Genomic DNA, 21,913 nt, shown 5'->3' on the forward strand with positions numbered 1-21,913 from the left:
GTATATTTCTAAAAAAGAATTTATTTATTATTGAAGTCTATGTCTTCACCTGTATTTAGGTTTTCATTTACATTTTCTTCTTTTTTACCCGGTGTTTTCGATCCGTTTGGATCTGCCGGTTTCGGATTTTTGATCTCATCAAGAGTCTGTAATCCGCCATCATCTCCGTAACCTGCACCTAATCCCTTAAGATTTGAACAGCCGTCTTTCCATTCTGAAGGTTTCACGAATTTATCATCCGGAGAGATTTTTAAGCTTTTATCTGCCCAGACTTTCTTCATGTAGATTGCCCAGATCGGTAATGCCATTTTAGCTCCCTGTCCTTCTCCTGTTCCGTAGAAGTGGGTGGCTCTGTCTTCCCATCCAACCCATGCTCCGGTTGCCAGTTTCGGTACGATTCCCATAAACCAACCGTCTGAGTTGTTCTGGGTAGTTCCTGTTTTACCGGCAATTTCTATATCTTTTGAAATTCCTTTTCTTCCCAGTTCTCCAGAAGCGGTTCCGTATTGCGCTACACCTTTCATCAGTTCAATCATGGTATAAGCGTATAGTGGATTCATCACTTCTTTAGGTTCTACATTTACTTCTTTAATTACTCTGCTGTTGGCGTCTTCAATTCTCCAGATCATCTCCGGTTTGTTGTAGTTTCCGTAGTTAGCAAACGTACTGTAAGCTCCTACCATTTCGTAGATGGTAATATCCGAAGCTCCTAAAGCCATTGGTAAGCTTGTGGAGATTTCTTCTGTTACTCCCAAATCTCTTGCCGTCTGAATTACACTTTGTGTTCCCGTCATTTCGGCAAGACGAAGTGCAACAGGGTTTTGTGAGTGCGCCAATGCGTCTTTTAAAGTAAGCATTCCGCCTCTTCCCGGAACACGATAGTTTCCTTTTGTAAATGTTGCATTAGAAATGGTAGAACAAGGGGTTAAACCTAGTTTCATAATCGCAGTTGCATAAACGAAAGGCTTAAATGTTGAACCTACCTGTCTTTTACCTTGTTTAATGTGGTCATATTGGAAATGCTGCCAATCGATTCCTCCAACCCAGGCTTTAATTTCTCCTGTTCCCGGAATTACAGACATCAATCCTGCCTGAGCAACTTTCTTGTGCCATCTGATAGAATCCCAAGGAGACATTTCTACTTCTTCTTCTCCAGCCCATGTAAATCTTGAGGTTTTAACAGGTTTTTTAAATTCCATTAAAATAGAATCTTCCGGCATTCCGTCTGCTTTAAGAAGTTTGTAGCGTCCTGTTCTTCTCATTGCCTGAAGCATCAGATCATTCACCTGCTTATCATTCAGGTAATAGAATGGCCAGTTTTTTCTTCCTCTCTGTTCAGCATCAAATCTTTTCTGAAGATCCGTTAAATGCTCTCTGATTGCATCTTCTGCATATTTTTGCATTCTGGAATCAAGAGTTACATATATTTTTAAACCGTCTTTGTAAAGGTTTAATTTTTTACCGGTTTCTTTTTCGTAATCGTCAAGATATTTGTCGATTTCTTTTTTCAGATAAAACTTATAATAAGCGGAATAGCCTTCTGTAATATTACTTATAGGATGAAAATCAACTGTAATTGGCGTTGCTGTAGCTTTATCAAATGTTGCCTGATCGATATATCCTGTTTTCAGCATTTGATCCAAAACAACATCTCTTCTTGTTTTTGCTCTTTCAGGATTTCTGTATGGATTATTTTTTCTTGGATTTTCAAGCATGGCAACAAATGTTGCAGCCTCCGGTAAAGTAAGCTCAGAAGTTTTTTTATTAAAATAAATCTTCGAAGCCATTTCAATTCCGTTAGCATTAAATAAGAAATCAAACTTATTGAAATACAGTGTTATGATTTCTTCTTTCGTATATCTTTTTTCAAGACTTACGGCAACAACCCATTCTTTTAATTTCTGGAATGCTCTTTCAATTCTGTTTTGAGAAGCATTTCCGGTGAAAAGTAATTTTGCAAGCTGTTGGGTTATTGTGGATCCACCGCCTCTTTTACCTCCATAAGCTACCGCTCTTACAACTGATTGTAAATCAATTCCTGAGTGTTCTTTAAAACGTTCGTCCTCTTTTGCCTGTAAAGCATAGATTAAGTAAGGCGGGAGATCTTTATAAATGATAGGCTGTGTTTTCTCTTTTTCAAATTTACCCAAAAGAACTCCGTCTGAAGAGTAGATTTGTGAGGCAACATAAATATCCGGATTTTCAAGCTCTTTTACATCCGGCATTTCTCCTACGAAACCTTGCGATACGGCAAAGAATAGCCCTGAAATTCCTAAAACCAAAGCAAAGAATCCGATCCAGATAAATTTAACCCACCTTTTCCAGGTAGTGTCTTTCTTTTTAGGAGGAAGAGGGAAGGTTTTCCCTTTGTTCCCAGTATTTTGTTTGTTCACTTCCATTGATGATTACGGTTTAGCCGTTTCTATTTTTACTCCAATGTCTTCAATTCCCGGAAGGTTGTCGTTTCTCATTGCCTGAGTAAGACCGATTTCATATTTTCCTTTTGCGGGAAATTTATAATTCAGTTTATATTGAAACAAAGTTTCCTTTGTGTCCCCAAAACCTGTTCCGAGCCATTCTCCGTTTGGTTTTGACAATACATAATTCAATGTATCGGTCTGTTTTTTCTTGCTTTGAAGGTCGGTAAAATTGACAATAAACCTTATATTGCTGTAAGGATAATCGTCGTTATTTCTTACAACAAATATAATATTTTTCGGATTTTGAGGATCTGAAATTTCAAGATTAAATTTTTGTTCACTTTTCTTATTCCATTTGTTATCAACGGAATTCATAAAAACTTCTCCTTCGGAGGAAGAATTACAGCTAAAGAAAAGAATAAGAGTAAATAATCCTAAAATTTTACGCATTGTTATCTTTTTTTGGAGGAAACTTCTTTTTAAATTTCTTTTTATTCGGGTTGGTTTTTTTCTCGGTTTCACCACCAGAAGAAGCATTTACTTTTTCCAACTGAGGTTTAGGCTGTTGAGGCTTTTGCGTTCTCGGTTGATTATTATTAGAATTGGCTTTTGGATTTTGTTGCTGTTTTTCCTGTCTTTGAGGCTTTTCAACAGATTTTTCATTTCTTTCAGGACGTTCCTGTCTCTCAGGTCGGTTGTTGTTTTTCTTCTGACCCTGCTGATTCTGGCTGTTCTGATTGTTGCTATTCGGTCTGTTTTGGTTTTTATTTCTGTTGCCTCTGTTTTTCTTTTCGAAACGGTCTACGTTATTCTCCTGAATCAGGTCGATGCTTGCAAAAGGAGTTTCCGGCTGTTTCAGCTCTTCCAGTGGAAGTGTTTTTTCTCCACGTTTGTTTTTGGAGATCAGCTTTTTAACCAGATCAATATCAAAATCGTACCACGCAATTGAATTTTCTACATAAGCAAACCACATTTTCTTTTTGAAAACGTCGATTTTAATGCAGAAAGCTCTTCCTTTCTCGGTATCCAGAGTGGTGGAAGAAGACGGGAAATTGCTTAAAGCATCCAGATAACTGTCTAATTCATAATTAAGACAGCATTTAAGTTTACCACATTGCCCGGCAAGTTTCTGAGGATTGATACTCAGTTGCTGATATCTTGCCACGTTGGTATTTACAGATCTGAAATCCGTTAACCAAGTCGAACAGCAAAGTTCTCTTCCACAAGATCCGATTCCGCCTACTTTTGCGGCTTCCTGTCTGAAACCGATCTGTTTCATATCGATTTTTGTACGGAAAGCTCCGGCGTATTCTTTAATCAACTGTCTGAAATCTACACGGTTATCTGCCGTATAATAAAAAGTGACTTTAGAGGCGTCTCCCTGATATTCCACATCGGTGATCTTCATTTCAAGACCTAATCTGTGTGCTATTTTTCGGGCGTCTATTTTTACGCTGTCCTCTTTTTTTCTTGCTTCCTGCCAGACTTCCAGATCTTTCTGATTCGCCTGTCTGTATATTTTTAGTGCCGATTCTTCAGAACATTTTTTCTTTTTCATCTGAATCTTTACCAATTCTCCGGTGAGACTTACCACACCTACATCGTGTCCGGGACTCGATTCTACTGTTACTACACTACCTATATGTAAAGGGATATTGTTTACGTTTTTATAAAACGATTTTCTGTCATTTTTAAACCTAACTTCTACAAAATCACATCGGTTCGGTGCGGGATTGTTGATGTTAGAAAGCCAGTCAAAAACACTTAATTTATAACTATTACCACAGGTATTTACATTTTCACAGCCATTCGCGGTCTTCTTGGGTCCGCAAGAATGTGCAGAATCGCCGGATGTTTTACATCCACAACTCATATATAATATATTTAATTTGCAAATTTATGATTTTTATCTTTATGAGGTCTAAAATAATCAAATTATCGGGAATAGCTTTGTTTAAAACTAAACAAAATCGTATCCGGATGATTTAATTTTGATTAAATGTTTAACTGTGATGTATTTACAAAAGAGTTTACTTAAAGTGCTATTTTAAACATAGTTTTCTTTTGTGTTGATGTTTAAAATTTTATGATTTATTAACAGATGTATCTAAAATAATTTTATATTTGGATTATATAATAATAGTCTATGAAAAAAATATTGATATCAACAGCTTTATTGGCAGGCGTATTATCTTATGCAGGAGGCTTCAGAGTTTCTCTGCAAGGGGTGAAACAATTGGCAATGGCGCATACCAGTGCACATGCTGAAGATGCGAGTGTTACGTTCTTTAACCCTGCGGGAATGTCTTTCATTCCTTCAAAACTTAGTGTTGCTGCGGGCGGATTCGGGATAAGTTCTAAAGTAACCTATCAGAATCTTACTACTTTGGAATCTTATTCTACGGATAATCCTATGGGAACTCCTATTTATGCTGCGGTAGCTTACAAAGTGTTAGATAATCTTTCTTTAGGTTTTAATTTTTCAACGCCTTACGGAAGTACGGTAGAATGGCCGGATAACTGGGCTGGAAAAGAAATTGTAGAGAATATAGAACTGAAGGCGTTTTATTTTCAGCCGATGGTTTCTGTGAAATTATCACCTTGGGTTTCTTTCGGAGCGAGCTATATCTATGCTAAAGGAAGTGTAGACTGGACGAAAGCAGTTACTCAATTAGGAGGAAATTTAAATCTAAAAGATGATAAGGCTTCAGGACACGGTTTTGGTTTAGGTTTCTATTTCAGACCTGAAGAAAAACTGGATGTAAGTATTGCTTACAGATCTCCGGTTTATATGAATGCAGACAAAGGAAAAGCTACATTTAATATTTCTAAGGCATTATATTCTTCAGTAAGATTAGACGCTAACGGACAGGATAATTTTAAGGCTGTTCTTCCTTTGGTGGATGAATATACAATTGGGGTTACCTATAAAATAACACCGAAATGGCAGGTGTCCGGAGATTTCAATTACTACGGATGGGAGAAGTATAATAAACTTACATTAGATTTTGAAAACGCATTGGCAGGAAATCAGGCTGATGATCCTACCAAAAATGTAACGCCTAAAAACTTCCACAATTCTAAAGCTTTCAGAATCGGAACGCAATATATGATTACAGATAAAGTTGCAGGAAGATTAGGATATTATCATGATGAATCACCTTATGACGACGCACACTTCAGTCCGGAAACACCATCTTTTGACGCTAATGTAATTACCGGAGGGATTGGATTTAAACTCAATAAATTAGGAGTAGACCTTTCAGGAGCTTACAACTTCCAGAAGTCAAGAAATATAAACAATGCATTTTATAACCTTTACGGGCAGGCTAAAGCACAGGCATTTTACTTTGGTTTAGGTTTGTCTTATAACGCATTTTAATTTTTAATCAAGAATTATGAAAAAAATATTAATTTCTACATTCGCTATTTCAGCGTTGTTGTTAAATGTAAGTTGTGATACAGACTTCGATACTGATGTAAAGGATGTGGTAGTAACTTCCGGAGAAGCCAATTTTTCCAAATACGTATCTTTAGGAAACTCTCTTACTTCAGGGTATAGAGACGGAGCTCTTTATTTGGATGGACAAAATGAATCTTATCCTTCAATGATTGCAATGCAGATGAAACTTGCAGGAGGAGGAGATTTTAAACAGCCTTTAATGCCAAATAACGTTGGTGGATTTAATAATCTTCCGGGATTTTCAGGTAAACTGGTTCTTAGTGTAGTAAATGGGTCACTTACACCGGTGCCATCTGCTCCTGCAGCGGCGTTAGATAACATTTCTTCAGGTGCACCTTATCAGAATTTAGGGATTCCGGGAGCGAAATCTTTCCATTTGGGTATTGCGAGCTATGGATCTCTTAATCCGTTTTATGCAAGATTTTCTACAGGGGTAAGTCCTGTAGCGGCGGCAGTAGCTCAAAATCCTACTTTCTTCTCTCTATGGATCGGAAATAACGATATTTTAAGCTACGCAACCAGTGGAGGAACAAATTCTACAACCACAGGCGGCGTTACAACATACACACCTGCTGTAGTTCAGACAGGAAATATTAATCCCGCAACGTATGGATCTAATGATATTTCTGATCCTAACGTGGTAGCGTCCAGCATCAATTCTTATGTAACAGCGCTTACAGCGAACGGTGCGAAAGGAGTAATTGCTAATATTCCAAGCGTAACCGCTATTCCTTTCTTTACAACGGTTCCTTACAATCCGTTAACTCCGGCTGCTTTAGGTGCCAATCTTAATACACTTAACACAAGTTTGTACGGTCCGCTTAAACAGGCGCTTACAGCCTTTGGTGCAGGAGACAGGATCAACCTTTTATCTTCTACTGCCTCAAATCCTGTTTTGATCAGAGATGTTTCTTTAACAAATTTATCAGCACAGCTTACTGCGGCACTTACGCCGTCTTTAGGAGCGGCTACAGCTGCTGCTTTCGGACAGATCTACGGACAGGCGAGACAGGCAACTGCAGAAGATTATATCCTTCTTACGACCAGAGCGGTAATCGGATCTACGAATCCGAATGCTCCTGATGCAATTAATGTATATGGTATTTCTTATCCATTAGAAAACCAGCACGTGCTTTCAAAAACTGAAGCGGCAAATGTCACAACAGCTATGACTGCCTATAATACTTCAATTAAGTCTATTGCAGATGCTAAAGGACTTGCATTTGTAGATGCAAATGCTAAAATGGTAGAGCTTAATTCTCAATCCGGAATTTTGTATGATGGAATAAGATATACAGCAAAATTCGTAACAGGCGGGGCTTTCTCTCTGGATGGGGTTCACCTTACAGGAAGAGGCTATGCTATTATTGCCAATGAATTTATTAAAGCTATCAATGCTAAATATAAATCTACCTTACCACAGGTAAATCCAAATAATTATTCCGGCGTAAAATTCCCATAATAATTGGATAAATAAAAACTTAGAAACCACAGGAGCAATTCTTGTGGTTTTTTTTTAAATTTGCAAAATCTTTAAAAAGTAAAAATGGCCGATCAGTTAAGTTATCTGTTTTCTACAAGGACGAGTAAGGACTTGGCAGAAAAAATTGCCCAAAATTATGGGAAAGAATTAGGAAAAATCAACTTTCAGACATTCAGCGACGGAGAATTCGAACCTGTTTTAGACGAATCCGTAAGAGGGGGAAGAGTTTTCCTGATTGGATCTACATTCCCGCCGGCAGACAATTTATTAGAGCTTCTTCTGATGATTGATGCTGCCAAAAGAGCTTCTGCTAAGAGCATTACCGTAGTGCTTCCATATTTCGGACTTGCAAGACAGGACAGAAAAGACCAACCCAGAGCGCCAATCGGTGCTAAATTGGTGGCAAATCTTTTAACAGCAGCAGGAGCTACAAGAATCATGACAATGGATCTCCACGCAGATCAGATTCAGGGATTCTTCGAAATTCCGGTGGATCATCTGTATGCTTCTACAATTTTCGTAGATTACATCAGAGATCTCAATCTGGAAAATCTTACCATTGCTTCTCCGGATATGGGAGGTGCAAAAAGAGCGAAAAACTACGCAGGTCACTTGGGTGCAGATGTAGTTATTGCCTATAAGGAAAGAAAAAAAGCAAACGTTGTAGAAGAAATGTTCCTTATCGGAGATGTGGACGGGAAGAATGTTATCCTTATTGATGATATGATCGATACTGCCGGAACACTTTGTAAAGCAGCAGACATCTTAATGGAAAAAGGAGCGAAATCTGTAAGAGCAATGGCAACGCACGGAGTGCTTTCAGGAAAAGCTTACGAGAATATTGAGAAATCAAAATTATTGGAAGTTATTGTAACTGACTCAATTCCTGTTAAAAATAATTTGTCATCTAAAATAAAAGTGCTATCTTGCGCCCCATTATTTGCGGACGTTATGAAGATGGTTCACGAGCATCAGTCAATTAGCAGTAAGTTTGTTATTTAACTGATATTTAGAGGTTTGCAAATTTAATTTGAAACAATTTTTTAAATTTTTTATAAATGAAATCTATTACAATTCAAGGTACAAAAAGAGAAAGCGTGGGCAAAAAGTCTACAAAAGCTTTACGTGATGCTGAATTAGTTCCTTGTGTTGTTTACGGAGGTGAAACTCCTTTGAATTTTTCTGCTACTGAGAAATCTTTCAAAGGTTTGGTATACACTCCTGAAGCACACACGGTATCTATTGAGGTTGATGGTCAAACAATTCCGGCTGTTCTTCAGGATATTCAGTTTCACCCGATTACAGACAAAATTCTTCACGCAGATTTCTATCAGTTATCTGATGATAAGCCAGTTATCATGGAAGTTCCTGTAAGAATTACAGGTCGTTCTAAAGGTGTTGTAGCTGGTGGTGTTCTTCGTCAGTCTTTCAGAAAACTGAAAGTAAAAGCAATCCCTGCAAACTTACCGGATGAGATCGTTGTAGATGTTACTCCGTTAAGAATTGGTAACAAACTTTATGTTGGAGGTATCAAAACTGAAGGATACTCTTTCATGCACCCGGACAACGCAGTTGTAGTAGCTGTTAAGATGTCTAGAAATGCAATGAAAGGAGGTGCAGCAGCAATGGATGATGAAGATGAAGAAGAAGTTGCAACTGAAGAAGGAGCAGCTCCTGAAGCTACAGAAGCAGCAGCAGAATAAGAATTTCTTATTTAAAAATATAAAACCTGTCAAATTTTGGCAGGTTTTTTTTATGACTAAAAGATAAATATGATGAGTTCAAATCTTGGTTAATCTTTTATTAGTGAAACGTCTTTGTAAAACTAAAAACATCAATTAATAAAAAATATAGAAATCAAAATTTATTTAAATCATTTTCATTGCTATCACTCGCTGAGTGAGACGCCCTTGCGAACCAAAAATGTCTAATAAAATAAAAATTCTCAACGATCTTAGCGTTAAAAGCAAAAAAGAATATTTCACATCGAATTTTTCTATCAAACAACAACAATCAACTCTCAGCCACAATCCGAAAAAAAGACGTAAATTTGAAGAGTTCTAAATAAGAACAGTTTAATTAAAAAGTTAATAAATGTTTGACATTCAGGAAATCAGAAGTCAGTTTTCTATATTAGATCAGAAAGTGAACGGTAAACCATTGGTTTATCTGGATAATGCGGCAACCTCTCAAAAACCGGATTCCGTTTTGGAGGTCTGGAACAAATACTATACTGAAATCAACGCGAATGTTCATCGTGGAATTCATACATTAAGCCAGTTGGCAACTGAAGAAATGGAACTTTCAAGAAGAAAAATCCAGAAATTCATCAATGCTGAACATGATTTTGAGGTAATTTTTACCAAGGGAACTACCGAAGGAATCAATTTGATCGCCTATATTTTAACCCAGAAATTAAAAAAAGACGATGAAATTATTATCTCTTATCTGGAACATCACTCCAATATTGTTCCGTGGCAGATGCTTTGTGAAAGAACCGGAGCGAAGCTGAAAGTCATTCCTATGGATGAAAACGGAATTCTTCAGCTTGACGTATTTGAAACATTTCTGAGTGAAAAAACAAAAGTAGTTTCCGTTAATCAGGTTTCTAATGCTTTAGGAATTATTAATCCGATTGAAGAAATCATTGCAAAAACAAGAAAGAATACCAATGCTTACATCGTTATCGACGGAGCTCAGTCTGCGCCTCATTTTACCCTTGATGTTCAGAAAATGGACTGCGACTTTTTTGTTTTCTCGGGACACAAAATGTACGCTCCGATGGGAACAGGAATTCTGTACGGAAAACAGCAGATTCTTGAAGATCTGCCTCCATTCCACGGAGGAGGAGAAATGATTGCCACCTGTTCTTTTGACGGAACTACTTACGCAGGTCTTCCTTTTAAATATGAAGCAGGAACACCCAATGTAGGTGGAAACATTGCTTTGGGAGCTGCCGTGGATTTTATTCTGAAAGTAGGGCAGGAAAATATTCAGAACCATGAAAATGCTTTGTTGGACTATGCTCAAAAACAGCTTTTGGAACTGGAAGGCATTAAAATTTATGGTGAAAAAGCCAACAGAACCGGCGTTGTTTCTTTCAATCTTGAAGGTGTCGGAATTGCTTCCGATGTGGGAATGATTCTGGATAAATTAGGAATTGCTGTAAGAACGGGACATCACTGTACACAGCCAATTATGAATTTCTTTAATATCGCGGGAACCGTAAGAGCCAGTTTTGCGGTGTACAATACATTCAGTGAAATTGATGCTTTGATAGAAGGCGTTAAAAAAGCACAGAAAATGCTAAGTTAGACTTAGATTTTTTTAAGATACAAAACGGTCAGAGAAATTTCTGACCGTTTTCTTTTTGTATGTATTATTAATTTAATTCTGAATCGCACATTTCTATCGGAACCAGACATTTTGTAGAAAGACACGGGTTTCCGCTCGGAATCTGAAGACAGCATGCATGATATCCGTTATATGTGATGTGGTACGTATTGGCAGGACAGGTATGGCCGCCTAAAACCTGTTTTAAGTTCTCTCTTTGGATTTTTTTTAGATTTTTCATAATGTTTTGTTTTATAGTAGTTTGTAATAAGTCCCTAAGATATGAAAAATATTTAAAATGATATTTTTTAATAAATTTCAAAAAATAATTTCCTTCGGTGTAACCTTTTCAGTTTTTAATTGTCTTACTAATAGAAACAAATAATTATGAAGCTTCTGTTTGGAAATAAAAAAGATGATTTGCTGAGCCGCCTCAAAAGGCAGGAACCGGCAGCGCAGAAAGTTTTTTATGATCAGAATGTAAAGAAATTTCTGAGCATCGGCAGAAGTTACGTTACAGATTTGTATCAGGCTGAAGATTGTGTAATAAAAGCGTTCTGTAAAATTTTTAAAAGTATTGAGACCTTTAGAAATGACGGAAGTTTTGAAGGCTGGGCAAGAAGAATTGTGGTGAACGAATGTCTGAACTTTATTAAAAGCCGCAAAACCGTTTTTTATCTGGACGACATCAACCAGTCTTATCTGGAAGAAATTTATGAAGAGGATATTGCTTTTGATTTCAATGCGCAGGAACTTTTGGATCAGCTTCCGGATGCTTACAGGATGGTTTTTAACCTCTATGTTCTCGAAGATTATTCGCATCAGGAAATTGCAGATACTTTGCAGATTTCAGTTGCCGTAAGTAAGACACAACTGTTTCGGGCAAAGGAAAAAATGAGAAAAATTTACTTTCAACAACAAAAAGCACTGAAAAATGAACACTACTAAAAATAATATAGAACATCATATCAAAAAGCAGATTTCTGAAAGAGAAATTGCTCCTTCGAGAAATTTATGGTCTGAAATTGAAGCCCAGTCAGAACGAAGAAACTCAAAAACAAAAATAAATTGGTATTTGGTGGCGGCTTGTCTGGTTTTAACATTCAGTTTGGGAGCAGTTCTGTTTTTTAATAAAGAAAGTAAAGGAACCGAAAAATCTGCAATAATTGCTAAAATTAAAAATTCAGATATTCAGAATAAAACTCAGGAACAAACAGTACAGTCTCCTGAAACTTCAGATCAGAAACAAAAAGAAGCTTTTGCGGCAGAAAATATTCAGGCTGAAAAAAAGAATGAAGCTGTAAAGTCACAAATTATTGTTGAGAAAAAACAAATGCCTTTAACAAAAGAAAACGCTCCTGAAATTATTGCCAATATTGCTAAAACCGAGCCTGAAAAAATTATAGCAAAGTCAGATTCTGCAAAAACTCAGGGGAAAAGAAAAAGATATGTTGATCCTTCTACATTACTGTTCTCGGTAGAGCATAAAGATGTTATCATGAAAACCAAAGAAAGCAACGTGGCAACCATTGATCTGAACGGAAAATAATACTTCAAATTTTTAACAACTAAAAAAATAATACTATGATTAAAAAAATGATCATGATGGGACTATTGTGCCTTTTATCAGGTACAGCCTATTCTCAGAAAAATCTTACCTTAAATCTTCAGCCTAAAGAAGATACGGAAGTAAGCCCGATAGTAAAAGAAAAAGTAGATGAATATGCCCGAAAAATTGATTCAATTATTCAGGAAGAAAAAAAGCTGATGGAAGCAGAATTGCTGATTCTGCAGGCTAAAAATCTGGATAAAGCTGAATTCGACAAACAAAAGGCTCTTGTTGCCGATCGTTTTTCAGAAAAAATTGATCAGCGAATTGAAGAGCTCGGTTTTGATCTGGATTCTGTGATTCAAAAGCAGGTAAGATATTCTCTTCTGAATTCTGATGTAACTTCCAACGAAGAAATTAAAGAAAAACTTCTAAAGAAATTCCGTCCTACTAAGAACTTCACCGCCTATTTTTCTTACGGAGCCATGATTCTCACCAACAATAAAGCAGATAATGATCTGGATAAAAATTTAGGATACGCAGGAAATCTTGAATTTGGGCTGAAATTCAATTATCAGTTCAGCAGAACAAGTCATTGGGGATTAATTTCCGGGCTTGGATTTTCATGGAGAACCTTAAATATTGATAATAACCGGTTTTTTGCCAAAGACATGAATTCGGATGTTTATCTTTCGACTTATGATAAAAATTTAAGCAAAAGCAAATTGAGAACAGGCTACGTCATCGTTCCTTTGGGGTTGCAGTATAATTTTTCTAAACTGAAAAGTGCAGGAATGGATATCCAGTACAGAGATTATCAGAAGGGCTTTAAAGTAGGCGCAAATGTTTATGGAGGAGTAAGAATGTCGACAAACAACATTATTAAAGGCGAAGAAATCAGCCAGAGAGAAAGAGGGAATTATCAGGTAAATCCTTTCATTTATGGAGCGCAGTTTACCGTTTCATACAGCGATTTCAGCATTTTCGTGAAGAAAGATTTCGGCAATTTTTTCAAGGATAATCAATTTGAAAATGACAAAGCTTTGGTTATAGGTCTTGCTTACAAATGGTAAAAACACGTAACATTTATATATAACAGGAAACCGCAGGACAAATTTGTCCTGCGGTTTTTTACAATATTTAACAATTTAATTCTTAGTTTATTTCAGGCTTCCTACCATATCTTCAGGTTTTACCCACTCGTCAAACTGTTCTGCGGTTAAAAGTCCCAGATTTACCGCTTCTTCTTTTAAGGTAGTTCCGTTTTTATGGGCGGTTTTGGCAATTTTTGCAGCATTTTCATAACCAATGTGCGTGTTCAAAGCCGTTACCAGCATCAGAGATTTATCAACCAGTTCTTTAATTCTTTCATAGTTCGGTTCAATTCCGACCGCACAGTGATCGTTAAAGGAAATACATGCATCGGCAATCAGTTGGGCAGACTGTAAAAAATTATAAGCCATCACAGGTTTGAAGACATTCAGTTCGTAATTTCCCTGCGTTCCCGCAAAAGAAATGGTCGTATCATTTCCTAAAACCTGAGCGCAGACCATCGTCATTGCTTCATTTTGGGTAGGATTAACTTTTCCCGGCATAATAGATGATCCCGGCTCATTTTCCGGAATATGAATTTCCCCGATCCCGGAACGAGGTCCGGAAGCTAATAATCGGATATCCTGAGCAATTTTAAATAAAGAAACCGAAAGTTGTTTTAAAGCCCCGTGAGATTCTACAATCGCGTCATGAGCCGCCAAAGCTTCAAATTTATTTTCTGCGGTTACAAAAGGAAGATTCGTAAATTTCGAAATATATTCTGCTACTTTTACATCATAACCTTGAGGTGTATTTAAGCCGGTTCCAACCGCAGTTCCGCCTAAAGCCAGCTCAGAAAGATGAGGTAAAGTATTTTTCATTGCTTTCAAACCATAATTTAACTGAGCGACATACCCTGAAAATTCCTGACCTAATGTTAAAGGCGTTGCGTCCATCAAATGTGTTCTTCCGATCTTTACAATATCTTTAAACGCTTCTGATTTTTCTTTTAAAGTATCTCTTAGTTTTTCGACAGCCGGAATGGTGGTTTCCACTACTTTTTTATAAGCCGCGATGTGCATTGCTGTCGGATAAGTATCGTTGGAAGATTGCGATTTATTCACATCGTCATTCGCATGGATTTCCGATTTTTCACCTAAATTTCCACCATTGTTAACGTGTGCTTTATTGGAAATCACTTCATTTACATTCATATTCGACTGTGTTCCCGAACCGGTCTGCCAGATGACCAAAGGAAACTGATCGTTAAGTTTTCCTTCTAAAATTTCGTCACAGACTTTCGCGATCATATCTCTCTTTTCTGCAGGAAGAACTCCTAAATCTGTATTGGTAAATGCCGCCGCTTTTTTAAGATAAGCAAAAGCTTCGATGATTTCATGAGGCATGGAACCTTCCGGACCAATCTTAAAATTATTTCTTGAACGTTCCGTTTGGGCTCCCCAAAACTTATCTGCAGGAACCTGCACTTCGCCCATGGTGTCTTTTTCTATTCTGTAATTCATGTGATTGAAATTTGTTTAGTTTTGATTTAACCCCAAAAGCACAAAGAATTATTAAATTTTAAAAAATTAAATTTTACAAAACGAAAATCGAAGATTTTTAAAACTAATGTGTTCTTCTAAAGCATTATTTATTAAACTTAAAATAACTAAAGTGTTTAAAAGCTTTTGCGTCTTTTGTGGTTAAAATATCTTCGTATAAAGTTAATGAGAAAAGAAAACCCTCGCAATTTATAATCATTATAAATATCAATCTAAGTTACTGATTTTACTCATGCTTTTTTGAGTAAGCCGTATTTTTGCACCCAAAGAAAAAAGTAAAATGGATTTCAGATATCAGGATCCGTATCCGATTCTAAAGGATGATACGGTATACAAAAAATTGACTTCAGACTATGTAAAAGTTGAAAAATTAGGAGACAGAGAAATTTTAACCATTGATCCGAAAGGGCTTGAGCTTTTGGCGGAAGAAGCAATGGCGGATGTTTCTTTCATGCTTCGTTCTTCGCATCTTGAAAGTTTAAGAAGAATTATTGATGATCCAGAAGCTACGGACAACGACAGATTTGTGGCTTATAATTTATTACAGAATGCAGCAGTAGCCGCAGAAGGAGCTTTACCATCTTGTCAGGATACCGGAACTGCAATTGTGATGGGTAAAAAGGGAGAAAACGTTTTTACAGGCGTAGATGACGGAGAATATTTAAGCAAAGGAATCTACAATACTTACCAAAAAAGAAATTTAAGATATTCTCAGGTGGTTCCTTTAACGATGTTTGATGAGAAAAATTCAGGTTCCAATCTTCCGGCGCAGATTGATATTTACGCTAAAAAAGGAGATTATTACGAGTTTTTATTTTTAACGAAAGGAGGAGGTTCGGCAAACAAGACCTTTTTGTATCAAAAAACAAAGTCTTTACTGAACGAAAAATCTTTGGAAGAATTCATTAAAGAGAAAATTTCAGATTTGGGAACGGCTGCTTGTCCGCCTTATCATTTGGCTTTGGTAATTGGCGGAACTTCTGCGGAAGCCAATTTGGCTGCTGTTAAAAAAGCATCAGCAAAATATTACGACAATCTTCCGACAGAAGGAAATGAAGCAGGACAGGCTTTCAGAGACTTGGAGTGGGAAGCAAAAGTTCAGAAAATCTGTCAGGAAAGTGCTATCGGAGCACAGTTTGGCGGAAAATATTTAACGCACGATGTGAGAGTAATCAGATTACCGCGTCACGCCGCTTCCTGTCCGGTTGGAATGGGAGTTTCCTGTTCAGCAGACCGAAATATCAAAGGAAAAATTACAAAAGACGGAATTTTCTTAGAGCAGTTGGAGCAGGATCCGAAGAGATTTTTACCGGCAACACCGCCACATCTGGAAGAAGCAGTAGAAATCAACCTGAATCAGCCAATGTCTGATATTTTAGCCGAACTTTCAAAATATCCGATCAAAACAAGACTGAAGCTGAACGGTACCTTAATTGTAGCCAGAGATATTGCCCATGCAAAAATCAAAGAATTACTGGATGCAGGACAGCCAATGCCTGAATACTTCAAAAATCACCCGATTTATTACGCGGGACCAGCAAAAACTCCGGAAGGAATGGCTTCAGGAAGTTTCGGACCTACAACTGCGGGAAGAATGGACGTTTATGTAGATGAATTCCAGAGCCACGGCGGAAGTATGATTATGCTGGCAAAAGGAAACAGAACAAAAGACGTTACCAATGCCTGCAACAAATACGGAGGTTTTTATTTAGGTTCCATCGGAGGTCCGGCTGCTATTTTAGCGAAAGACAATATTCTTTCTGTTGAGGTGGTAGATTTTCCGGAATTAGGAATGGAAGCCGTAAGAAAAATCGAAGTAAAAGATTTCCCTGCGTTCATCATTACGGATGATAAAGGAAATGATTTCTTTGCAGATCTTGCGCACTAAAATTAGTTTATAAATAATTACTACTTTGTATTGCATGGTACCTTATTTAAAGTTATCTTTGCAATACAAAATAGTATTATGAAAAATTTTTTACTTACATTTATATTTAGTACAACTGTTTTCAGTATATCTTTTGCTCAGACGGATGCTAAGATTGACAGTTTGATACAAAAAGAGTTTAAAGATTCAGATGCTCCCGGTGGTGTTTTCCTTGTTTCTAAAAAAGGAAAAATTATCTATGAAAAAGCATTTGGTAAGTCTAATTTGGAACTGAATACGGATATGACTGTCCAAAATGTATTCCAGATAGGCTCTATGACCAAGCAATTTACAGCTTTTTCTATTTTACTTTTAGAATCCAAAGGTAAATTAAATATAAAAGATCCTATTTCTAAGTATATTCCCGATTATCCGAATGGAAAGTCTATCACCATTCATCATTTGCTTACCCACACTTCAGGAATCAAAGATTTTACAAAAATGAAATCAATCTCAGAAATAGCACAAAAGGAAATGACTCCCAAAATGATGATTGATTTTTTTAAAAATGAACCTGTTGATTTTAGTCCCGGAGAAAAGTTTGATTATAATAATTCCGGTTATGTATTGCTTGGATATTTAATTGAGTTAGTTTCCGGAGAAACATATGAAGATTTCGTGAAGAAAAATATTTTTGAAAAAATTGGGATGAACAACTCTTTTTATGCTACAGACAGAAAGATAATCAAAAACAGAGCTTATGGATATCATGAAAAGAAAGATGGGTTTGTAAACAAGACAGTTATCAACTACAGTGTTCCATTCGCTTCCGGATCTTTAATGTCAACCGTTGAAGATATGCTGAAATGGCAAGATGCTATTAATCGATATACTATTCTTGATGAAATACATACTAAAAAACTTTATACAAAAAATAAACTAAACAGCGGAGAAGAGTTTACCTATGGATATGGATGGCATTTAAAAGAGATCAACGGAACTCCTACAAGAGAGCACGGAGGCAGTATTTTCGGATTCAAATCTATGGGAGTATATATTCCCGATGCAGATATATATGTATTAGGATTCAGCAATTGCGACTGTCATTCCCCAACACAGATTACAAAAGATATCGCTCAATTAGTTTTAAATAGTCAAATTAGCAGCTTGAAGTAATGGTATAATAGTTTAAAATCAAAATAAATAATAAAATAGGACGTATATCTTTTGTGTAAAAAAATAAAAAGTCCTATTTTTGCCTAAAATCTTTAAGAAAATGATAACGATTTTATCAGCATTTTGGCCGTTTTACCAATTCCTTTGGACAATTTTCTTCATTACAATGTTCCTTGTAGGATTTTGGTGTATCTTTATGTTCTTCGGGTTGGTAATTCCAATGTGGTTGACAGAAGGTTTGAAAGAATATTTCGGAAAAATTAAACCTTTCAATCCGGAAGATATCAGAAGCAAGCAGCTAAACGAGCAGGAAGGAGTAGAAGTAATCTACAGCAATCCTAAAGGAAACGGACCTTTCTTGCACGATAGTCACGGGCACGGACATCATTAATTGATTGTCATTGTTTTCTCACCTGAATTCTGAGAAAGCAATATCAAAGCAAAACAACATATATAAACCACTTATCGAGATAAGTGGTTTTTTTTATTTCTATCATTCAAACAGTTAAGTGTTATTCAAAGCATATTATTTAATATGTGTAAAGTTTTGTTTTTCAATAAAAGTTGATTTTTTTTTCGAAAAATAATTTACTTTAGTATTGAATTAACCTTAAAAGGATGAATTATATGAAAAAATTCTATTCCGGTATATTGTTGTTTATCTTAGCCAATATCTTTGGTCAGATAAGCTATACAATTACCCCTAATCCGTTTAATGAAACGGATGCAATAACATTAACCGTGCCCGGAAATCAGATTGACGAAACGGCATGGGGAGTTTCAAACAATGCCATTTATATCTGGACTTGGTCTTTAGATACGAACTATCAGAATAGTCAGGACTGCCCTACGAACGGAAGCTGGAATAATTCCAGTGAAATTAATCGATTAAGTTATAATGCTGCTACGGACACGTACTCTCTGTCTTTTACGCCAACTACTTTTTATGCAAGAACAGGGATCGGAAGATTTGGTTTTTTACTGAAAGATAAAACCGGAGCACACCAGACAACTCCGGATATTTTTGTCAACGTAGGAATTCTGAATTTAACGATGACAAATCCTGCTGCAAACAGCTTAACGTCTGTTCCGACGGGAAATTCCATTAACATCACGGCTACAACCAATGTGAATGCAACTTTTCAGCTTAAAGCCAACGGAACGGTTGTAAATTCTACTTCTGCGGCTTCAACTTCGTATTCTTATAACTACACGGTAACAGGAGATGCTAATATGGAGCTGATTGCAACGCAGGGTTCGGCTTCAAAAAGCTCAACTTTTATTTTGCAGGTTCCGAGAAATGTGATTTCAGAAGCAATTCCGTCATGGATAAGACAGGGGATCAATTATCATCCAACCGATAACACAAAAGTAGGATTGGCTTTGTATGCTCCGTCTAAAAATTTCGTTCATGTGATCGGAAGTTTTAATAACTGGGCTGTGAACGATGCTTATTTGATGAAAAGAGATACTGCAAATCCGGATTTATACTGGATCGAACTGAGTGGATTAACGCCTCAGCAATTGTATACCTTCCAATACAGGACTAATGATTTGAGAAAAGTAGCAGATCCTTACTCTCCACAGATTCTTTCTTCTTATGACGATCAGTACATTTCTTCTACAACTTATCCGAATTTACCAGCATTTCCTGCCGGACAAGGCTTTGAGGTTTCTATGTTTAAAACAGGGCAGACTCCATATAACTGGCAGATTACGAATTTTCAGCGTCCGGCAAAAGAAAATCTTGTCGTGTATGAATTGTTGTTAAGAGACTTTACGCAGGAAAAAAACTGGCAGTCTTTAATTAGTAAGATTTCATACCTGAAAAATCTGAATATTAATGCGATCGAATTGCTTCCTATCATGGAATTCGAAGGAAATCTTTCTTGGGGATACAACACGTCTTTCCATTATGCATTAGACAAAGCGTACGGAACACCGGAAAAATTCAAAGAATTTGTAGATTTGTGTCACCAGAACGGAATTGCTGTAATTCTGGATATTGCCTTCAATCATGCAACAGGTCGTTCTCCGCTCGCAAGACTTTGGAATGTTGATCCGGATGGAGATGGTTACGGAGATATTGCTGCCAATAATCCTTACTTCAATCAGGTTCCTAAACATTCTTATAATGTATTCAATGATTTTAACCATACAAGTACTTCAACGAAATATTACGTTGAAAGATGCCTTCAGCAATGGTTAACGGAATATCATGTAGATGGTTTCCGTTGGGATTTAACCAAAGGGTTCACGCAAAGCTGTTCTGAAAACGACGAAACCTGTACAAACGCTTATCAGCAGGACAGAGTAGATATCCTGAAATACTATGCAGACAAACAATGGGCTCTTGATCCGAATTCTTACATGATTTTTGAACATTTGGGAACTGATGCCGAAGAGCAGCAGTGGGCAAACTACAGAGTTGCAGAAGGAAAAGGAGTAATGATGTGGAATAACCAGAACGGATCTTATAACCAGAATACAATGGGCTATAAAGAAAACAGTAATTTCGACAGAATGAATCATACGCTGCATGGATTCTCTGAAATGAGAGCGGTAGGTTACGGAGAAAGTCATGATGAAGAAAGATTAATGTTTAAAAATCTTGCTTATGGTGCGGTAAACGGAAGCTATGATGTTAAAAACCTTAATACAGCTTTAGACAGAATGAAAGCTTTCGGAGCGACGTTCTTCACTATTCCCGGTCCGAAAATGATCTGGCAGTTCGGAGAACTTGGATACGAATTCAGTATCAACAGATGTACAAACGGAACCATTAATAACGGTTGCAGAACCGATGAAAAGCCGATTGCATTTACTTTAGGATATGATACAGATGTGAACAGAAAAGCGGTTTATGATACCTGGGCGAAGATTATCAATTTCAGAAATATCTATCCGGTTTTCAAGTCAAAAACATATACTGTAGAATCCAATAATCTGGCAAACGATCCGAATGGATTAATTACGAGAATTTACGTTTACGACAACGCAATTACGAACGGAGTGAAAAATGTAGTGGTGTTAGCAAATTACACAACGGCAGCTCAAAGTGTGGTTCCGTATTTTCCGTATGTAGGTCAGTGGCAGAATCTAATGGATAACTCTGTTTCTAATGTAACTTCTACAACGGCTCCGATTACTCTTCAGCCGGGAGAATTCAGAATTTTCGGTAATTATGTGGGAATTTTATCCACAACAGACATGAATGCCGAAAATAAGCTTTCTTTACAGATTGCGGATAACCCTGTGAAAAATGGTGTGGCTAAATTAATTTACCACAAAGCGAAGAATGGGGAAGTCTTTATCTACGATATGAGCGGTAAAAAAATGGATTCATTTAAATTGAATAATGAAAACGGAACGTACGAATTAAAAACAAATTATCCTGCAGAAACGTATTTGGTTCATTTAAAATCAGATACGGGAGTTTCAATCCAGAAAATGATTGTGAAATAACCTGTGGATAACTTCAAAAGTTTATATGGAGAGATCGCGAAAGCGGTCTCTTTTTTTGTTTATTCATATTTTATCCGCAGTGAAAACAGAGTTTGTTAATACGATACTAACGGCTTTTCAATACTTTATTCACAATTTTTTCCACACTAAAATAGAAGGTTTTCCATATCATATTCATACTTTACCAATAGGTTATTCATATTTTACTCACAATTGAAAAATTGTTTATCTACAATTAATTTTTGCATACCAACATGAAATTAATATGTTCCTAATACATAATTCACGCGTTATCCACATCTTATTCACAATTTTGGCAGCTCTGAAAAATTCAAATTCTAAATTGGTTTGCAGATTAAAAATTATTAGTCTACTTTTGCAGTAGATTTATCAAGAAAGGTGGAGGGATTTGGCCCTGAGAAACCTTAGCAACCGACATTTTCTGATGAAAAGGTGCTAATTCCAACCCGATTGGGGGAAGATAAGTGATTCTGTATTCCGTATGAATTCCAGCTTCTTGAAGGTCTTTATGTTTGTTTCGGCAAACCATTTTAAATTAATTT

General features: G+C 36.6%; 17 protein-coding genes and 1 riboswitch. Of the genes, 12 read left to right on the top strand and 5 right to left on the bottom strand.

Going from position 1 to position 21,913, the window contains the following annotated elements; all coding sequences use genetic code 11:
- Window positions 1–20 precede the first annotated feature (20 nt).
- The 3 genes from QWT87_RS07000 to ricT are packed head-to-tail and all read right to left on the bottom strand — an operon-like array spanning window position 21 to window position 4,293.
- A complete protein-coding gene (locus tag QWT87_RS07000; protein ID WP_302715139.1) occupies window positions 21–2,399 on the bottom strand; it encodes a penicillin-binding protein 1A in 2,379 nt (792 codons plus the stop codon).
- A 6-nt stretch (window positions 2,400–2,405) separates the two neighbouring features.
- Complete coding sequence (locus QWT87_RS07005) at window positions 2,406–2,870, bottom strand: gliding motility lipoprotein GldH (RefSeq protein ID WP_288459606.1); 465 nt, start codon at window positions 2,868–2,870, stop codon at window positions 2,406–2,408.
- Window positions 2,863–4,293: a PSP1 domain-containing protein gene (gene ricT, locus QWT87_RS07010; protein WP_302715143.1), complete on the bottom strand. Its 1,431-nt coding sequence runs from the start codon at window positions 4,291–4,293 to the stop codon at window positions 2,863–2,865. The genes QWT87_RS07005 and ricT overlap by 8 nt, the downstream gene beginning before the upstream one ends.
- A 273-nt stretch (window positions 4,294–4,566) precedes the next feature.
- Here ricT and QWT87_RS07015 point away from each other — a divergent pair, with 273 nt between their 5' ends.
- From QWT87_RS07015 to QWT87_RS07035, 5 genes are all read left to right on the top strand, one after another.
- The gene (locus tag QWT87_RS07015) at window positions 4,567–5,802 is read left to right on the top strand and encodes an OmpP1/FadL family transporter (RefSeq protein WP_185207937.1); all 1,236 of its coding nucleotides are present in this window, start codon (window positions 4,567–4,569) and stop codon (window positions 5,800–5,802) included.
- A 16-nt stretch (window positions 5,803–5,818) separates the two neighbouring features.
- A complete protein-coding gene (locus QWT87_RS07020; RefSeq protein ID WP_302715149.1) occupies window positions 5,819–7,345 on the top strand; it encodes an SGNH/GDSL hydrolase family protein in 1,527 nt (508 codons plus the stop codon).
- Between the two features lie 84 nt (window positions 7,346–7,429).
- Window positions 7,430–8,368: a ribose-phosphate pyrophosphokinase gene (locus QWT87_RS07025; RefSeq protein ID WP_076393878.1), complete on the top strand. Its 939-nt coding sequence runs from the start codon at window positions 7,430–7,432 to the stop codon at window positions 8,366–8,368.
- 56 nt (window positions 8,369–8,424) lie between these two features.
- Window positions 8,425–9,069, top strand: coding sequence for a 50S ribosomal protein L25/general stress protein Ctc (locus QWT87_RS07030; protein ID WP_302715153.1), 645 nt, complete (start codon window positions 8,425–8,427; stop codon window positions 9,067–9,069).
- A gap of 391 nt (window positions 9,070–9,460) precedes the next feature.
- Entirely contained in the window at window positions 9,461–10,681 is a 1,221-nt protein-coding gene (locus QWT87_RS07035; RefSeq protein WP_302715155.1) for an aminotransferase class V-fold PLP-dependent enzyme, read from the top strand.
- Between the two features lie 67 nt (window positions 10,682–10,748).
- Here QWT87_RS07035 and QWT87_RS07040 read toward each other — a convergent pair whose 3' ends face one another.
- Window positions 10,749–10,940 carry a bacteriocin-like protein gene (locus tag QWT87_RS07040; RefSeq protein ID WP_302715157.1) on the bottom strand — a complete coding sequence of 64 codons (192 nt, stop codon included), beginning with the start codon at window positions 10,938–10,940 and terminating at the stop codon, window positions 10,749–10,751.
- 146 nt (window positions 10,941–11,086) lie between these two features.
- Here QWT87_RS07040 and QWT87_RS07045 point away from each other — a divergent pair, with 146 nt between their 5' ends.
- Genes QWT87_RS07045 through QWT87_RS07055 form a run of 3 tightly spaced genes read left to right on the top strand, consistent with a single transcriptional unit; the run spans window position 11,087 to window position 13,321 of the window.
- Complete coding sequence (locus QWT87_RS07045) at window positions 11,087–11,647, top strand: RNA polymerase sigma factor (RefSeq protein ID WP_076393870.1); 561 nt, start codon at window positions 11,087–11,089, stop codon at window positions 11,645–11,647.
- A complete protein-coding gene (locus QWT87_RS07050) occupies window positions 11,634–12,248 on the top strand; it encodes a hypothetical protein (protein ID WP_302715160.1) in 615 nt (204 codons plus the stop codon). The genes QWT87_RS07045 and QWT87_RS07050 overlap by 14 nt, the downstream gene beginning before the upstream one ends.
- A gap of 35 nt (window positions 12,249–12,283) precedes the next feature.
- Window positions 12,284–13,321: an outer membrane beta-barrel protein gene (locus QWT87_RS07055; protein WP_302715162.1), complete on the top strand. Its 1,038-nt coding sequence runs from the start codon at window positions 12,284–12,286 to the stop codon at window positions 13,319–13,321.
- Window positions 13,322–13,408: 87 nt separating this feature from the next.
- Here the strand turns inward: QWT87_RS07055 and fumC are convergent, their stop codons facing one another.
- Window positions 13,409–14,803, bottom strand: coding sequence for a class II fumarate hydratase (gene fumC, locus QWT87_RS07060; protein WP_302715164.1), 1,395 nt, complete (start codon window positions 14,801–14,803; stop codon window positions 13,409–13,411).
- Window positions 14,804–15,122: 319 nt separating this feature from the next.
- Here fumC and QWT87_RS07065 point away from each other — a divergent pair, with 319 nt between their 5' ends.
- The 4 genes from QWT87_RS07065 (at window position 15,123) to QWT87_RS07080 (ending at window position 21,350) form a co-directional block, all read left to right on the top strand.
- The gene (locus QWT87_RS07065) at window positions 15,123–16,730 is read left to right on the top strand and encodes a fumarate hydratase (protein ID WP_302715166.1); all 1,608 of its coding nucleotides are present in this window, start codon (window positions 15,123–15,125) and stop codon (window positions 16,728–16,730) included.
- A gap of 78 nt (window positions 16,731–16,808) precedes the next feature.
- A complete protein-coding gene (locus QWT87_RS07070) occupies window positions 16,809–17,885 on the top strand; it encodes a serine hydrolase domain-containing protein (protein WP_302715169.1) in 1,077 nt (358 codons plus the stop codon).
- Between the two features lie 100 nt (window positions 17,886–17,985).
- Window positions 17,986–18,276: a hypothetical protein gene (locus QWT87_RS07075; RefSeq protein WP_185117444.1), complete on the top strand. Its 291-nt coding sequence runs from the start codon at window positions 17,986–17,988 to the stop codon at window positions 18,274–18,276.
- A gap of 236 nt (window positions 18,277–18,512) precedes the next feature.
- Window positions 18,513–21,350, top strand: a complete 2,838-nt coding sequence (locus QWT87_RS07080) for an alpha-amylase family glycosyl hydrolase (protein WP_302715176.1) — start codon at window positions 18,513–18,515, stop codon at window positions 21,348–21,350.
- Between the two features lie 384 nt (window positions 21,351–21,734).
- A riboswitch (SAM riboswitch) is annotated at window positions 21,735–21,838 on the top strand.
- Window positions 21,839–21,913 lie beyond the last annotated feature (75 nt).

Source organism: Chryseobacterium urinae (assembly GCF_030518295.1).
GTDB classification, from domain to species: Bacteria; Bacteroidota; Bacteroidia; order Flavobacteriales; family Weeksellaceae; genus Chryseobacterium; species Chryseobacterium mucoviscidosis.

Excerpts from the sequence above, each read along its gene's own strand:
- QWT87_RS07000 (WP_302715139.1), bottom strand. The coding sequence starts at position 2,399 with ATGGAAGTGAACAAACAAAATACTGGGAACAAAGGGAAAACCTTCCCT.
- QWT87_RS07005 (WP_288459606.1), bottom strand. The coding sequence starts at position 2,870 with ATGCGTAAAATTTTAGGATTATTTACTCTTATTCTTTTCTTTAGCTGT.
- ricT (WP_302715143.1), bottom strand. The coding sequence starts at position 4,293 with ATGAGTTGTGGATGTAAAACATCCGGCGATTCTGCACATTCTTGCGGA.
- QWT87_RS07015 (WP_185207937.1), top strand. The coding sequence starts at position 4,567 with ATGAAAAAAATATTGATATCAACAGCTTTATTGGCAGGCGTATTATCT.
- QWT87_RS07020 (WP_302715149.1), top strand. The coding sequence starts at position 5,819 with ATGAAAAAAATATTAATTTCTACATTCGCTATTTCAGCGTTGTTGTTA.
- QWT87_RS07025 (WP_076393878.1), top strand. The coding sequence starts at position 7,430 with ATGGCCGATCAGTTAAGTTATCTGTTTTCTACAAGGACGAGTAAGGAC.
- QWT87_RS07030 (WP_302715153.1), top strand. The coding sequence starts at position 8,425 with ATGAAATCTATTACAATTCAAGGTACAAAAAGAGAAAGCGTGGGCAAA.
- QWT87_RS07035 (WP_302715155.1), top strand. The coding sequence starts at position 9,461 with ATGTTTGACATTCAGGAAATCAGAAGTCAGTTTTCTATATTAGATCAG.
- QWT87_RS07040 (WP_302715157.1), bottom strand. The coding sequence starts at position 10,940 with ATGAAAAATCTAAAAAAAATCCAAAGAGAGAACTTAAAACAGGTTTTA.
- QWT87_RS07045 (WP_076393870.1), top strand. The coding sequence starts at position 11,087 with ATGAAGCTTCTGTTTGGAAATAAAAAAGATGATTTGCTGAGCCGCCTC.
- QWT87_RS07050 (WP_302715160.1), top strand. The coding sequence starts at position 11,634 with ATGAACACTACTAAAAATAATATAGAACATCATATCAAAAAGCAGATT.
- QWT87_RS07055 (WP_302715162.1), top strand. The coding sequence starts at position 12,284 with ATGATTAAAAAAATGATCATGATGGGACTATTGTGCCTTTTATCAGGT.
- fumC (WP_302715164.1), bottom strand. The coding sequence starts at position 14,803 with ATGAATTACAGAATAGAAAAAGACACCATGGGCGAAGTGCAGGTTCCT.
- QWT87_RS07065 (WP_302715166.1), top strand. The coding sequence starts at position 15,123 with ATGGATTTCAGATATCAGGATCCGTATCCGATTCTAAAGGATGATACG.
- QWT87_RS07070 (WP_302715169.1), top strand. The coding sequence starts at position 16,809 with ATGAAAAATTTTTTACTTACATTTATATTTAGTACAACTGTTTTCAGT.
- QWT87_RS07075 (WP_185117444.1), top strand. The coding sequence starts at position 17,986 with ATGATAACGATTTTATCAGCATTTTGGCCGTTTTACCAATTCCTTTGG.
- QWT87_RS07080 (WP_302715176.1), top strand. The coding sequence starts at position 18,513 with ATGAAAAAATTCTATTCCGGTATATTGTTGTTTATCTTAGCCAATATC.